Here is a 14,067-nt window from a genome sequence, read left to right on the forward strand (position 1 = left end):
CGGTTTCCGCAGCAGCGCCTGTCCCCCTTGTCTCCGGGGACACACCCGCACGCCCGAAACCGTCCGGCTCACGAACCCGAGGAACCGTCATGGCCTCCGCCAAGAAGCAGCCCACGCCTGCCACCGCCCGCCGCGCCAAGCTGGAGGAGGCCCGCCGCAAGGAGCGGGCCCGAGAGCGCCGCAGCCGCATCATCACGATCACCGCCGCCGTCGCCGTCGTGGCCGGGCTCGTCGCGGGCGGCGGCTACCTGATGAACGCCTCCGACAAGCAGGACAAGGCCGAGACGGCCGCCGAGTCCTCCCCCGTCCAGGGCGAGAAGAGCTGGGACAAGCTCTCGCAGGAGCACGTCGACAAGAAGGTCGACTACCCGATGAACCCGCCGGTCGGCGGCGACCACAACCCGGTGTGGATGAACTGCGACGCCGACGTCTACACGGAGGCGATACCGAAGGAGAACGCGGTCCACTCGCTGGAGCACGGCGCCGTCTGGGTCACGTACACCGGCGAGGCGAAGCCCGCCGACATCAAGAAGCTCGGTGAACGGGTCTCGGCCACCCCGTACTCCCTGATGAGCCCCGTCGAGGACCAGGCCGCCCCGTTGATGCTCAGTGCCTGGGGGAAGCAGCTGACCGTGAAGAGCGCCACCGACGCCCGGGTGGCACAGTTCTTCACCAAGTACGTCCAGGGCCCGCAGACCCCCGAGCCGGGTGCCGCGTGCAGCGGCGGGATCTCCAAGTGACCTCCTCGGCACGGGCGTCCCGTCCCCTGGTGCTGGCCGGCGGCGCTCTGTTGCTGCTGGCGCTGGCCCTGGTCGCGCTCATGCCGGCGCGCCCCTCCGCCTCGGCCCCGGCCTCCACGGCCGCGGCGTCCGCTCCCGCCGAGGCCTCCGCGGACGTGGGGTTCGCGCGGGACATGGCGGTCCACCACCAGCAGGCGGTCGAGATGTCGTTCATCGTCCGGGACCGCACCACCGATGCGGCGGTGCGCCGGCTCGCGTTCGACATCATCAACACCCAGGCCAACCAGCGCGGCATGATGCTGGGCTGGCTGGAGATGTGGGGCCGTGCGAAGAGTTCGCCCGGCCCGCCCATGGAGTGGATGGGCCACACCGTCACCCCGCGCGGCGACGGGGCGCTGATGCCCGGAATGGCGACCGACGCCGAACTCGACGCGCTGCGGGCGGCGAAGGGCAGGAACGCCGAGGTGCTGTTCCTGCGGCTGATGACCGCGCACCACCGGGCCGGTGCCGACATGGCGCAGGCCGCCGCGGCCGCGGCGGGCACCGACGAGATCAGGAACCTGGCCTCCGGCATGGTGCTGGGCCAGCGGTCGGAGATCGCGCTCATGGCGGACATGCTCAAGGAGCGCGGGGCCCAGGCCTGAGCGCACCCGCCCGGCCACGCCCCCTGAGCAGGGGCGTGGCCGGGGCCGGCGTCCCTCGCATCCCGACCGTACTGACGTACGGGATCGCATAGGCTCGGCACCGATATGAAGAGCAACCTCACGCCGCTGGGGCCCAAGGCCGACAAGGACACCGTCCGGCGCAGCAACCTCAGCCTCGTGCTGCGGGCCGTCCGTGACGAGGGCGAGGGCGAGGCGACCCGGGCCGGGGTCGCCGCGCGGGTCGGGCTGACGCGGGCCGCCGTCTCCTCGCTCGTCGAGCAACTGCTCGACAGCGGGTTCCTCACCGAGTCCGGCAAGACGTTCAGCGGGCAGGCGGGCAGGCCCGGCACCGCGCTCAAGATGGCCCGGACCGGTCCGGCCGGGCTCGGCGTCGAGGTCAACATCGACTATGTGTCGGTGTGCGTCGTCGATCTGGCCGGCACCGGCCGGGTCCGGCTCACCGAACACCTCGACAACCGGGGCGCGCCACCCGCGGAGGTACTGGCGCGGGCGGCCGGGATCGCCGCGCGGACCCTGGAGTCGGCGGGCGAGCAGGAGCTGTTCCCGGTCGGTGTCACGTTGGCGCTGCCCGGTCTCGTCTCGGGCGGCTCGGTGCGCCAGGCCCCGAACCTGGGCTGGAACCAGGTCCCGGCCCAGGAACTGTTCGCGGCCTCACTGGCCGCCGAGCGCCCCGGCCACGAGGCGCTGACCGTGAGTTCGGAGAACGAGGCCAATCTGGCGGCGCTGGCCGAGCTGTGGTTCGGCGGGCTGGAACGGATCCGGAGCTTCCTCTATCTGACCGGCGAGATCGGTGTCGGCGGCGCCCTGGTCATCAACGGCGAGCTGCTGCGCGGGGCGCACGGGTTCGCCGGGGAGATCGGGCACGTGGTGGTGGACTCGGAGGGGCCGCAGTGCCGGTGCGGTTCGCGCGGCTGTCTGGAGCAGTACGCGGGGCAGGCGGCGCTCCTGCGGGCCGCCGGTGTCGAGGAGACCGGCAGCGGTGTCGGGGTGGCCGAGCTGGAGCGGCGCACCCGGGCGGGTGACGAGCGGGCGGTGGCCGCGGTCGCCGGGGCGGGCCGGATGCTGGGCCGGGTGCTGTCGGGGGCGGTGAATCTGCTGGACCCCGACGCCGTGGTGCTCGGCGGGATCTACCGGAACCTGATGCCGTGGCTGTCGCCGCCCGTCGACCGGGAGCTGACGGACCGGGTGGTGTCCGGGCTGTGGTCGCCGGGCAGCGGCCGGCTGCGCGCCTCGTCCGTCGCGGGTGACGCGGCACGGGGTGCGGCGGCCCTGGTGATGACGGACGTGCTCGCCGACCCGGTGGCGTACGCGGGCCGGGCCACGGAGCGTTGAGCCGAGGAGGACGGAGGGGACGGACGCGTGCGGCGCGTCCGTCCCCTCCGTCACGGCCTCACCCCGTGCGGCAGGGTCAGCGGACGCCGAGCAGGTGGTCCATCGCCAGCTGGTCCAGGGCCTCGAACGCCATGCCGCGCTCCGCCGCGGCCGTCACGTCGAAGTCCTCGTAGGCGGAGCGGTCGGCGAGCAGCCCGGCCACACCGTCGGCGGCGGTGGGCTGCGCCAGCTCGTCCAGCCGGGAGGCGCGCAGGGCGTCCTGCACGAGCGGGTCGGCGCGGAAGGCGGCGGCCCGGTCCTTGAGGATCAGGTAGTTGCGCATGCAGCCCGCGGCCGAGGCCCAGACCCCGTCGTAGTCCTCGGTCCGCGGCGGCTTGAAGTCGAAGTGGCGCGGCCCCTCGTAGCCGGCCGTCTCCAGCAGGTCGACGAGCCAGAAGGCCTGGCGCAGGTCGCCGGCGCCGAAACGGAGGTCCTGGTCGTACTTGATGCCGGACTGGCCGTTGAGGTCGAGGTGGAACAGCTTGCCCGACCAGATCGCCTGTGCGATGCCGTGGGCGAAGTTCAGCCCGGCCATCTGCTCGTGGCCGACCTCGGGGTTCACGCCGTACATCTCCGGGCGCTCCAGGCGCTCGATGAAGGCCAGGGCGTGGCCGACGGTCGGCAGCAGGATGTCGCCGCGCGGCTCGTTCGGCTTGGGCTCGATGGCGAACCGGAGGTCGTAGCCCTGCTCGGTGACGTACTCGCCGAGGAGGTCGAACGCCTCCTTCATCCGGTCCAGCGCGACCCGTACGTCCTTGGCCCCGCCGGACTCCGCACCCTCACGCCCGCCCCAGGCGACGTACGTCTCGGCGCCCAGCTCGACGGCGAGGTCGATGTTGCGGATGACCTTGCGCAGCGCGAACCGGCGCACGTCACGGTCGTTGGACGTGAACCCGCCGTCCTTGAACACCGGGTGCGTGAACAGGTTCGTCGTCGCCATCGGCACCTTGAGACCGGCCGCGTCCAGCGACTGCCGGAACCGCTTCACGATGCCTTCGCGCTCGGAGTCCGTCGAGCCGAACGGGATCAGGTCGTCGTCGTGGAACGTCACACCGTAGGCACCCAGCTCCGCGAGCCTCTGGACGGAGTCCACCGGGTCGATCGCCGCACGGGTCGCGTCGCCGAACGGGTCGCGCCCCTGCCAGCCCACGGTCCACAGCCCGAAGGTGAACTTGTCCTGCGGGGTGGGGGTGAAGCGTTCGGTCATCGTCCATCCGCCTTCGGTGCCATGGGTCCGCAGCCGGTCGGGCGGCCGAACCTCAATTTGTTCAGTGTCATGACTAATCATGCACGGACCACCCCGACGACGTAACCCCCTGGTCACCCACTCGTCGGAAATCCACTCCTCCCCCTGTTCTCCGCGGGTTCGATCACCTAATTTGTTCCTCGTACGATCAAATACCCGCGGGGCGGGAACCGCAGCGCGGGATACCTGAGGCCAGAGAATGAGGTCAGCCATGCCGCCGCATACCGTCGTCATCGGCGTGGACAGCTCCACCCAGTCCACCAAAGCGGCGTTCGTCGACATCACGACCGGCCTGCTGCTCGCCGTCGGCCGCGCCCCCCATGTCGTCACCGGCGAGGGCGGGGCCCGCGAGACGGACCCCGAGGTCTGGTGGCAGGCGCTGCGCGACGCGGTCGCCGCCGGGCTGAAGGAGTCCGGCGTCCCCGCCGCGGCCGTCGCCGGGATCGCCGTGGCGGGCCAGCAGCACGGCCTGGTCGTCCTGGACGCGGGCGGCAGCCCGCTGCGCCCGGCACTCCTGTGGAACGACACCCGCTCCGCCCCGCAGGCCGCCGCCCTCACCACGGCCCTGGGCGGGGCCGAGGCCTGGACCGCGCGGACCGGATCGGTGCCGGTGGCCGCGATGACGGCGTCGAAGTGGCAGTGGCTGCGCGAGCACGAACCGGCCACCACCGCGGCGACCGCGGCGATCCGCCTCCCCCACGACTTCCTGACCGAACGGCTGTCCGGCCGCGCCGTCACCGACCCCGGCGACGCCTCCGGCACCTGCTGGTACTCCACCGCGACCGGCGCCTACGACCCCGAGGTGCTCGAACTTCTCGCCATCGAGCCCGCGTTGCTGCCCGAGGTGGCTCCGAGCGGGGCGGCCCGCGTCGGCTCGCTGACCGCAGAGGCGGCCGAAGCGCTCGGCCTGCCGGCCGGTATCGCCGTCGCGGCGGGCACCGGTGACAACATGAGCGCCGCCGTCGGTCTCGGGCTCGGCGGCGCCGGACTCCTGGACCACCCGGTGCTCAGCCTCGGCACCTCGGGCACGGTCTTCGCCGCCTCCCGGACCAGGCCCGCCTCGCCGGCCCTCTCCGGCTTCGCGGCGGCCGACGGTACGTACCTCCCGCTGGCCTGCACCCTCAACTGCACGCTCGCCGTGGACAGGATCGCCGCGCTCCTCGGCCTGGACCGCGCCGACGCCGCGCCCGGCGGAGAGGCCGTGGTCCTGCCCTACCTGGACGGCGAACGCTCCCCCGACCTGCCCACCGCCGCCGGCCTCCTCACCGGACTGCGGCACGACACCACCCCCCAGCAGCTCCTGGGCGCCGCGTACGAGGGCGCCGTCTACACCGTGCTGCGCGCGCTCGACGAACTGCTCCTGGCGTGCGGGCTCGACCCGGCCGACCCCGAGGTGGCGGCCCGGCCGCTGCTGCTGATCGGCGGCGGCGCCCAGGGGCACCAGTGGGTGGAGACCGTACGGCGCCTGTCCGGACGGCCGGTGACCGTGCCGGCCAACGGGGAACTCGTCGCCATGGGCGCGGCGGCCCTCGCGGCGGCGGCCGCCACGGGTACGGATCCGGTCGTGCTCGCCACCGGCTGGCAGAGCGGCGAGGACCGGCAACTGGACGCGGTGGAAAGGGACCTGACCACCTGGGAGCGGATCGGCTCGGTGCTGGACCGGGCTGCGGGGCCCCTGCTGGGCGCGGCGCCGACCGGTGCACGGGACTGACCGGCTGTCACATTCCGTCGCACGTCCGGTACAAGCGGGCGCGGCGGCCGGCGCACCGGTTTGGGGTAGGGAACTGATGTTCACTACTATCCGGCGATGATCATAAGAAGAAGGCTGACGGTCGGGGTGGGTATTCTGCTCGCCACCCTGACCGCCGGGCTCGGCTCGGCCCTCCCCGCCGCGGCCGATGAAACCCCCACCAAAGCGTCCCCCAAGGTCGAGCTGGTGCTCGATGTCAGCGGCTCCATGCGGACCCGCGACATCGACGGCCAGTCCCGGATGACCGCGGCGAAGCAGGCGTTCAACGAGGTCCTGGACGCGGTGCCCGAGCAGGTGCAGCTCGGCATCCGCACCCTCGGCGCCGACTACCCGGGCGACGACCGGAAGGTCGGCTGCAAGGACACCAAGCAGCTCTATCCGGTAGGCCCGCTCGACCGCACAGAGGCCAAGACCGCGGTCGCCACCCTGGCCCCCACCGGCTGGACCCCGATCGGACCCGCCCTGCTGGGCGCCGCCGACGATCTGGAGGGCGGCGACTCCACCCGCCGGATCGTGCTGATCAGCGACGGCGAGGACACCTGCGGCCCGCTCGACCCCTGCGAAGTGGCCCGCGACATCGCCGCTCGCGGCATCCACCTGGTCATCGACACGCTCGGCCTGGTGCCGAACGAGAAGATCCGCAAGCAGCTGACCTGCATCGCGGAGGCCACCGGCGGCACCTACACCGCCGTCAAGCACACCGATGAACTCTCCGGCCGCGTCAAGCAGTTGGTCGACCGGGCCGCCGAGCCCGTCGTCACCCCGGTGGCGACGGAGGGCGCGGACAGCTGCACCGACGCCCCGAAGCTCAAGGCGGGCCTCTACACCGACCGCGAGAAGTTCGGCGAGCACCGCTGGTACCGGGTGGAGGTGCTGCCCGGCCAGGAACTGCGCGCCTCCGTGAGTGTCTTCGCGGACCGCGCCGTGAACAACGACTACGGGACGCTGCTGCGCGCGGTGACCGTGCACGGCCGCGAGATCGTCAGGGGTTCCGAGTCCGGCACCGGGCGCACCGACGCCATCTCGGCCGGGCTGCGCTACCCGAAGCCCGAACAGGACACGGACGGCGAAAAGCCTGCCGCGGAGACCGTCTGCCTCCAGATCAGCAACTCCTTCTCTGCGCCCGCCTCGGTGAAGACCTCGCCCGGTATGCCGGTCGAGCTGACCGTCGATGTGGTGGACGGCCCCGACAACGCGGCCGACGTCGCCGCGTTCGGCCTGGGCCGCGGCTGGTGGCTGCTCGGCGTGCTCGTCCTCACCGGACTGGTCGCGGGCCTGCTGACCGGCTGGATCTCGCGCTGGCGCATCGCCGTCTGGAGGACCAACCGATGATCCGTACGACACGTGTACTCGCGGGCGCGCTGCTGACCGGCCTCGCCCTGCTGACCGGGGCGGGAGCCGCCGTCGCGGACGACCCGTCGGCGAGCCCGAGCCCCAGCGCCTCCGGCGACGGCTCCGGCCCCACGGAGGCGGGCACCGCCTTCCGTACCGCCACCGCGATCCAGCAGGACCAGACCGCCACCGCGGGCGGCTCCACGGGCGACTACCTGTACTGGGTGTTCCCGGCCGACGCGGGCCAGCGGGCCACCGTCAAGGCGAAGGTCACGCTGCCCGAGACCGCCACCCGGCACGGCGCCTCGACGTGGCAGGTCGACGTGTTCGACGGGCTGCGCCGCCGCCAGGCCTGCATGTACGGCAAGCAGACCGGCAAGGCCGCGGCCGACGCCGCGACCGTCGAGCTGACCTGTGTCCTGCGTACCGTGAGGGCCTGGTCGGAGCCGTGGGCCAACGACCCGCTGCCGGGCAGCTACTACGTCCGACTCACGGTCGTCGATCTGCCCTCCGCGGATCTCGGTCTGCCGGTGCGGGCCGAGGTCGAGGTCACGTCGGCCGGGAAGGGCGGTGCCGGGGATGTCGACGGCACGCTCTCCAAGCCGCTGGTGCCGGGTGTCTCCTCGGTCGAGCAGGCCGCCGACGGCGCCTCGGCCGATCCGGTCCCGCTCGCCGGTGAGCCCGAGGACGGCTGGGCCTCCGGCTGGTGGACCGACCGCTGGCTGTGGACCGTCGGCGGCGGGGTGCTGGGCGCGCTCGCGGCCGTCTTCGGCTACTCGCTGACCCGCGGCCACGGCCGCCCCTCCCGGGTCCCGCCGGGCGTCTGACGGAGTGCCGTCGGCCGGACCGGACACCCCGGTCCGGCCGACGGCACACCGATCGGCCCGGCCGACAGGCCGGCGCAACTCCGCGTCGTCAACGGAACCCGTCGCGCCCTTCGAAAGTTTCGGCAGGTCAGAACCGTCCCACGGACGCCGCCCGCGTCCTACGCTCGCCCGGAACGCTGCTTCCTGCTGCCCGAGCGAAGGGACCCGCGGCTGTGACCACAAGCCGTTCCGCATCATCCACCGAGCCCGGGGCCGCTACCGGTTCCGAGCGCACGTCCGAGTCCGGGCGCGGCCGCGACTCCTTCGCCTATGTCGAGAGCCGGTCACCCGGGACGGGCCGACTGGCGCCGCGCGCCGGCTTCCCGTCCGATGCCGCTGCTCTGGCCCTCGACGGCGACTGGCACTTCCGGCTCGGCGCCGGACTCCACGACCTGACACCCGGCTTCGAGGACCCGTCGCACGACGTGACCGGCTGGGAGACCGTCTCCGTGCCGTCGTGCTGGCAGCTGGACGGCATCCCGGACGCACCCCGCCGGGGCTCCCCCGCGTACACCAACCAGATCTACCCCTTCCCGGTGGACCCGCCCCGGGTCCCGGACGCCAACCCCACCGCCGAGTACCGCAGGGAGTTCACCCTGCCCGAGGCGTGGCCGGCCGACGGCGGGCGGAGCGTCCTGCGCTTCGAGGGTGTCGACTCGTGCTTCGCCGTCTGGCTCAACGGCAGCCGGCTCGGTGACGGCAAGGGCAGCCGGCTGCCCACCGAGTTCGACGCGACCGCGGCGCTGCGCCCCGGCCGCAACGTCCTCGCGGTGCGCGTGCACCAGTGGTCCGCCGGAAGCTATCTGGAGGACCAGGACATGTGGTGGGTCTCCGGGATCTTCCGCTCGGTGCGCCTCCTGCACCGCCCGGCCGACGGTGTCCGCGATCTGTTCGTGCACGCCGACTACGACCATCTGACGGGCGAGGGCATCCTGCGCGTCGACGCCGACCCGGCCGCGGCGGGCACGGAGGCCCGGGTCACGGTCCCGGAGCTGGGCCTCGACCTGCGGGCCGGGGAGACCGTGCGCGTCGCCGTCGAGCCGTGGACCGCCGAGACCCCGCGGCTGTACGACGCGACACTCACCGCCGGGGCCGAACGCGTACCGCTGCGCATCGGTTTCCGCCGGGTCCGGGTCGAGGACGGCCTGCTGAAGGTCAACGGCCGGCGCATCCTGCTGCGTGGCGTCAACCGCCACGAATGGCATCCGGAGACGGGCCGCACCCTGGACCGCTCGACCATGCTCCGCGACATCGAGCTGATGAAGCGGCACAACATCAACGCGGTCCGCACCAGCCACTACCCACCGGATCAGGAGTTCCTGTCCCTGTGCGACGAGTTGGGCCTCTGGGTGATCGACGAGTGCGATCTGGAGACCCACGGCTTCGAACTCGTCGGCTGGCGTGACAACCCGAGCGCGGATCCGCGCTGGCGCGACGCGTACCTCGACCGGATGAGCCGCATGGTGGAGCGCGACAAGAACCACCCGGCCGTCATCATGTGGTCGCTCGGCAACGAGGCAGGCACCGGCGACAACCTCCGGGCGATGGCCGAGTGGGCCCACGAACGCGACCCGGGCCGCCCGGTCCACTACGAGGGCGACCGGGACAGCGGTTACGTGGACGTCTACAGCCGGATGTACGCGGACCACGACGAGACCGACCGCATCGGCCGCTGCGTCGAGGAGCCGACGAAGGACCCGGCGCTCGACGCGCACCGGCGCGCCCTGCCGTTCATCCTGTGCGAGTACGCGCACGCGATGGGCAACGGTCCGGGCGGACTCGTCGAGTACCAGCGCCTCTTCGAGCAGCACCCGCGCTGCCAGGGCGGGTTCGTCTGGGAGTGGATCGACCACGGGATCACCCGGCGGACCGAGGACGGACGCGCCTTCTTCGCGTACGGGGGCGACTTCGGTGAGGTGGTCCACGACGGCAACTTCGTCGCCGACGGCCTCGTCCTCCCGGACCGGACGCCGTCCCCCGGGCTCGTGGAGTACAAAAAGGTCGTCGAACCGGTGACGGTCTCGGTGGACCGGGCCGCGTGCACGGTCGGGGTACGCAACGGGCAGGACTTCGCGGACACGGGGCACCTGCGCTGGCTGTGGCTGGTGGAGGATGCCGGCGAGCTCGTCGCGGAGGGCGAGTTGGCGGTACCGCCGGTGCCGGCGGGCGAGTCCGTCTTCGCCCCCTGGCCGCCGGAGCTGCGCACGGCCGCACGGTCGGCGGGGACCGGCGAGCGGTGGCTGACCGTGCGGGCGGTCCTCGGCAAAGACCTGCCCTGGGCCCCGGCGGGCCACGAAGTGGCATGGTGCCAGGAGCGGTTGACCGTCTCCGGGGCGGGGTCCGCACACCGCCCCACCGGTTTCGCACCGGCCTCGGCGGGCGGCGGGTCGATCACGCTGGGCCCGGGAACCTTCGATCCGGAGACCGGACGCCTCGTCCGGCTCGGCGCACACGACATGGCAGGGCCCCGGCTCGATCTGTGGCGGGCGCCCACCGACAACGACCTGCGCGGCTGGGGCGGTTCGGTCGCCGAGCGCTGGCGCGCGGCGGGACTGGACCGGCTGGAGCACAAGGTGCTCGGGGTGGCGCCCGGGGACGGCGGGCTCACCGTCCGCACCCGCGTCTCGGCGGCCGGCACGGACGCGGCGATGGAAGCCGACTACCACTACCGCGTGCCGGCCGACGCACCCGGACAGCTCTGGCTGACCCTGGAGGTGCGGCCGGTGGCCGACTGGCCGTTCCCACTGCCCCGGCTGGGGGTGCGGGCGGCGCTGCCCGCCGCCTTCGACACGGTCACGTGGTTCGGCGCCGGGCCGGGTGAGGCGTACCCGGACACCCGTGCGGCGGCCCGCGTGGGCCGCTTCACCTCGACCGTCGCGGCGTGGCAGACCCCGTACCTCTTCCCGCAGGAGAACGGTCACCGCACGGACGTACGGTGGGCCGAGCTGACCGGTGCGGGTGGCGGACTGCGTCTTCTGGGCGCCCCGCACTTCGGCCTCACGGCCCGCCCGTGGACGAGCGAGGACCTCGACGCGGCCCGCCACCCCACCGATCTCGCGCCGCGCGGAGCGCTGTACGTCAATGCCGACCTGGCGCAGCACGGCGTCGGCAGCGCGTCCTGCGGCCCCGGAGTGCTGCCCGCCCACCGCCTGCTGCCCGGCCCGTCGACCCTGACGGTGGGGTTCGAGGCGATGGAGGGCTGACGGGGCCCCGGCCGCTCACTTCGCGTACAGGGGTGCCCCGTAGCCCAGTTGGCCGAAGCGGCCCGTCGCGGAAGTGCCGGGTCACGGGAGTTCCGGGGTACGGGAGTTCCGGGTCACGGGAGTGGCGAGGCAGGGGTCCGGCGCATCACATGGCGGAGTCCGCCGAGGAGATGGGTCCGGAAGTCCGGGTCGGTGTACGCCTGCGGGGCGTGTCCGAGCGCGGTGCAGAAGACCCGGGCCCCGCCGTGTTCACGGGTCCAGACGAGGGGGTGATCGTCTCCCGTGCCGCCCTCGTAGGACGACGCGTCGGCCGAGGCGAGCACCCGCACCCGGCCGCGCGGGTTCTCCCGGAACTCGTACCACTCGTCGGTGAAGTCCCAGGTGTCGCCCAGGTGGGCGGTGGCCGGGTGCGCGTGGTCCTCGATCACGAGGGTGCCCGGCTGGAACGCGGGGTGCCGGTCGAACCGGGCGCCGAGGAGCTCTCCGTAGAACGGCCAGCCGTACTCGGTGCAGGCCGCCGCGTGGACCCCCATGAAGCCGCCGCCCGCCGCGCAGTACGCACGGAGCCCGGCGCGCCCGGCGGGCGTGAGGACGTCCCCGCTGGTGGAGAGGAAGACCACCGCCGCGTAACCGTGCAGCCCGTCCTCGAACACTGCCGGGTCCTCCGTCGCGTCGACCGCGAAGCCGTGCTCCGTACCGAGTACGCGGAACGCGGCGATGCCGTCGGGGATCGATGCGTGGCGGTAGTCCGTGGTGCGGGTGCAGACGAGGATCCGGGGAGAGCTGTGCGGCGGCATCGGTTGCTCCGGGTGCGCTGGGATGGGTTGCCCATGATGTCCGCGCGGCTGCCCGGACTTCGTCGCAGGGCCCGCGACGCGAGAGTACGACGACGGCCCCGCCGGGCTCCCGGGCCGCGGCCACTCCCCGCACGAGGAACGGCCGGGTGATCCGGTGGAGTCGGTGGGCGATTGGGGGCAGCGCTGATGCCGCCGCCCCGCCCGGTACCGGCCCTCCGGTCAGGAGGCGCGGTCGGCGGTGAACGGGCCGTCGGGCGCGAACGCGAGCGCGGCGAAGCGGTCGCCCATGCGGCGGTGGGTGGCCGCGTCCGGGTGGAGCTGGTCCGGCAGCGGCAGTTCGGCGAAGTCCTGCTCGCCGTACAGGCTGCGCCCGTCGAGGTAGTACAGGTTCGGGTCGTCGGCCGACCGCTGCTCGACGAGGCCGCTCAGGGCCTCCCGGATGATGTTGAGCGTCAGCTTTCCGGCGGCCCGTTCCGCGGGGTCGCCCGCGGCCTTGAACCGGAGCCTTCCTTCACCGAGGTTGCTGAAGTCCGGGGCGCTGGGGCCCGGGGTGTCCTCATGGATGGGGCACAGGACGGGCGAGACGACCAGCAGCGGCGCGGTGGGGTGCCCCTCGCGGATGGTGTCGAGGAAGCCGTGCACCGCCGGGGTGAAGGCCCGCAGCCGCATCAGGTCGGTGTTGACGAGGTTGATGCCGATCTTGACGCTGATCAGGTCCGCGGGGGTGTCGCGCATCGCACGGGCGGTGAACGGGTCGAGCAGGGCGCTGCCGCCCAGGCCCAGGTTGATCAGCTCCACCCCGCCGAGCGAGGCGGCGAGTGCGGGCCAGGTGGTGGTGGGGCTCGCCGCGTCGGAGCCGTGGCTGATCGAACTGCCGTGGTGCAGCCACACCTTGCGGCCGCGGTCGGGTGCGGGCCCGACGGGGGCGTCGGTACGCAGGGCGACGAGTTCGGTGGTCTCGTTGTACGGCAGCCAGATCTCGACGTCCTTGTCGCCGGCGGGCAGCCCGGCGAACCGGACGGTGCCGACCGGGCCGGGCCGGGTCTGAGCCGTCCCCGCGGTCATGTCGACGAGGAGGACGTTGCCGCCGGTCACGCTCTCCTGCCCCGCGAGGCGGCCGTCGACGAGGAGGTCGTACACGCCGTCCGGACGGGGCGGCGCGCCCTGGTAGGCGGTCTTGGTGCGGAGTGCGTCCAGCTCGATCGCGGTGGCCCCGGTACGGAACACCAGCCGTACACCGGAGGGCTGGGCCTCCGCCATGGCCAGCTGCCCGTCGGCGCACTGCGCGCGGGCACGGGCGGGCAGCCGGTGCGGGCGCACCCCGTGCTCGGTGCGCTCCAGGTCCAGCGCCCCGCGCAGGAGGCCGGCGGTGATCGGCGTGGTGATCCAGTCGGTTTCAGTCTGCATGTCTCTGCCTGTTGCTCGGAACGTCGAAGTGTTTCTCGGTCTCACCGACGGGCGGCCACCGCCGGCCGGTGCGGGACCCCGGTCAGGGCGCGGGCCAGTTCCGCAGCAGCGCGTCGATGGCGTCCAGGGACCGTGACCAGCTCTCCTGCGAGCCGGGGGCACTGTGGCTGAATCCGCCCTGCATCTCCAGGCTGACGTAGCCGTGGAAGAAGCCGCCCAGCAGCCGGACGGCGTGCGTCTGGTCGGGCTCGGTCAGGTCGTAGCCACGGAGGATGGCGCGGGTCATCTGCGCGTGCCTGCTGCCGGCGCTGGCCGCGGCCGCCTCCGGGTCGAGTCTCAGCTGGGCCGCGGCGTAGCGGCCTGGGTGTTCGCGGGCGTAGTCGCGGTAGACGTCCGCGAAGGCCCTGAGGGCATCCTTGCCCGCCCGCCCGGCCAGTGCGGCGGCGCCCCTGTCGGCGAGCTCCTCCAGGGCGAGCAGGGCGATTCCGGTCTTGAGGTCGTGGGAGTTCTTGAGATGCGAGTACAGGCTCGCGACCTTGACGTCGAACCTCCGGGCGAGCGCCGAAACGGTCACCTGGTCGAAGCCGACCTCGTCGGCCAGCTCCGCTCCGGCCTGGGCCAGACGTTCGGTGGTCAGCCCTGCGCGCACCATGGCGTTCCCTTCATTGGACATCATCCATTATGCAGATT

The 14,067-nt window shown here is 73.0% G+C and carries 11 protein-coding genes; 7 read left to right on the forward strand and 4 right to left on the reverse strand.

What is annotated here, in order from left to right:
• Positions 1 to 89: 89 nt before the first annotated feature.
• The 3 genes from ACIO3R_RS13015 to ACIO3R_RS13025 all read left to right on the forward strand — a co-directional run bounded on the left by ACIO3R_RS13015 (position 90) and on the right by ACIO3R_RS13025 (position 2,737).
• Positions 90 to 740 (forward strand): DUF3105 domain-containing protein, encoded by a 651-nt coding sequence (locus ACIO3R_RS13015; protein WP_402105527.1) that lies wholly within the window; start codon positions 90 to 92, stop codon positions 738 to 740.
• Positions 737 to 1,384: a DUF305 domain-containing protein gene (locus tag ACIO3R_RS13020; RefSeq protein WP_402105529.1), complete on the forward strand. Its 648-nt coding sequence runs from the start codon at positions 737 to 739 to the stop codon at positions 1,382 to 1,384. The genes ACIO3R_RS13015 and ACIO3R_RS13020 overlap by 4 nt, the downstream gene beginning before the upstream one ends.
• 105 nt (positions 1,385 to 1,489) lie before the next feature.
• The gene (locus ACIO3R_RS13025) at positions 1,490 to 2,737 is read left to right on the forward strand and encodes an ROK family protein (protein WP_385042009.1); all 1,248 of its coding nucleotides are present in this window, start codon (positions 1,490 to 1,492) and stop codon (positions 2,735 to 2,737) included.
• A gap of 76 nt (positions 2,738 to 2,813) precedes the next feature.
• Here ACIO3R_RS13025 and xylA read toward each other — a convergent pair whose 3' ends face one another.
• A complete protein-coding gene (xylA, locus tag ACIO3R_RS13030; RefSeq protein WP_402105531.1) occupies positions 2,814 to 3,983 on the reverse strand; it encodes a xylose isomerase in 1,170 nt (389 codons plus the stop codon).
• 250 nt (positions 3,984 to 4,233) lie between these two features.
• Between xylA and xylB the strand changes: the two genes are divergently transcribed.
• The 4 genes from xylB to ACIO3R_RS13050 all read left to right on the forward strand — a co-directional run bounded on the left by xylB (position 4,234) and on the right by ACIO3R_RS13050 (position 11,173).
• Positions 4,234 to 5,733: a xylulokinase gene (gene xylB, locus ACIO3R_RS13035; RefSeq protein ID WP_402105533.1), complete on the forward strand. Its 1,500-nt coding sequence runs from the start codon at positions 4,234 to 4,236 to the stop codon at positions 5,731 to 5,733.
• 96 nt (positions 5,734 to 5,829) lie between these two features.
• Positions 5,830 to 7,104 carry a VWA domain-containing protein gene (locus tag ACIO3R_RS13040; protein ID WP_402105534.1) on the forward strand — a complete coding sequence of 425 codons (1,275 nt, stop codon included), beginning with the start codon at positions 5,830 to 5,832 and terminating at the stop codon, positions 7,102 to 7,104.
• Positions 7,101 to 7,931 carry a hypothetical protein gene (locus ACIO3R_RS13045; RefSeq protein ID WP_402105535.1) on the forward strand — a complete coding sequence of 277 codons (831 nt, stop codon included), beginning with the start codon at positions 7,101 to 7,103 and terminating at the stop codon, positions 7,929 to 7,931. Before ACIO3R_RS13040 ends, ACIO3R_RS13045 begins: the two co-directional genes overlap by 4 nt.
• A 341-nt stretch (positions 7,932 to 8,272) precedes the next feature.
• Positions 8,273 to 11,173, forward strand: coding sequence for a glycoside hydrolase family 2 TIM barrel-domain containing protein (locus ACIO3R_RS13050; RefSeq protein WP_402105660.1), 2,901 nt, complete (start codon positions 8,273 to 8,275; stop codon positions 11,171 to 11,173).
• Positions 11,174 to 11,286: 113 nt separating this feature from the next.
• Here ACIO3R_RS13050 and ACIO3R_RS13055 read toward each other — a convergent pair whose 3' ends face one another.
• The 3 genes from ACIO3R_RS13055 to ACIO3R_RS13065 form a co-directional block, all read right to left on the reverse strand.
• The gene (locus tag ACIO3R_RS13055; protein WP_402105537.1) at positions 11,287 to 11,970 is read right to left on the reverse strand and encodes a ThuA domain-containing protein; all 684 of its coding nucleotides are present in this window, start codon (positions 11,968 to 11,970) and stop codon (positions 11,287 to 11,289) included.
• A 219-nt stretch (positions 11,971 to 12,189) separates the two neighbouring features.
• Entirely contained in the window at positions 12,190 to 13,377 is a 1,188-nt protein-coding gene (locus ACIO3R_RS13060) for a GDSL-type esterase/lipase family protein (RefSeq protein ID WP_385035537.1), read from the reverse strand.
• 82 nt (positions 13,378 to 13,459) lie between these two features.
• Positions 13,460 to 14,029, reverse strand: coding sequence for a TetR/AcrR family transcriptional regulator (locus ACIO3R_RS13065; RefSeq protein WP_385035543.1), 570 nt, complete (start codon positions 14,027 to 14,029; stop codon positions 13,460 to 13,462).
• Positions 14,030 to 14,067 lie beyond the last annotated feature (38 nt).

Origin of the sequence: Streptomyces sp. NPDC087428 (genome assembly GCF_044744085.1) — a bacterium.
GTDB lineage: Bacteria > Actinomycetota > Actinomycetes > Streptomycetales > Streptomycetaceae > Streptomyces.

Excerpts from the sequence above, each read along its gene's own strand:
- ACIO3R_RS13055 (WP_402105537.1), bottom strand. The coding sequence starts at position 11,970 with ATGCCGCCGCACAGCTCTCCCCGGATCCTCGTCTGCACCCGCACCACG.
- ACIO3R_RS13060 (WP_385035537.1), bottom strand. The coding sequence starts at position 13,377 with ATGCAGACTGAAACCGACTGGATCACCACGCCGATCACCGCCGGCCTC.
- ACIO3R_RS13045 (WP_402105535.1), top strand. The coding sequence starts at position 7,101 with ATGATCCGTACGACACGTGTACTCGCGGGCGCGCTGCTGACCGGCCTC.
- xylB (WP_402105533.1), top strand. The coding sequence starts at position 4,234 with ATGCCGCCGCATACCGTCGTCATCGGCGTGGACAGCTCCACCCAGTCC.
- ACIO3R_RS13065 (WP_385035543.1), bottom strand. The coding sequence starts at position 14,029 with ATGGTGCGCGCAGGGCTGACCACCGAACGTCTGGCCCAGGCCGGAGCG.
- xylA (WP_402105531.1), bottom strand. The coding sequence starts at position 3,983 with ATGACCGAACGCTTCACCCCCACCCCGCAGGACAAGTTCACCTTCGGG.
- ACIO3R_RS13025 (WP_385042009.1), top strand. The coding sequence starts at position 1,490 with ATGAAGAGCAACCTCACGCCGCTGGGGCCCAAGGCCGACAAGGACACC.
- ACIO3R_RS13040 (WP_402105534.1), top strand. The coding sequence starts at position 5,830 with ATGATCATAAGAAGAAGGCTGACGGTCGGGGTGGGTATTCTGCTCGCC.
- ACIO3R_RS13015 (WP_402105527.1), top strand. The coding sequence starts at position 90 with ATGGCCTCCGCCAAGAAGCAGCCCACGCCTGCCACCGCCCGCCGCGCC.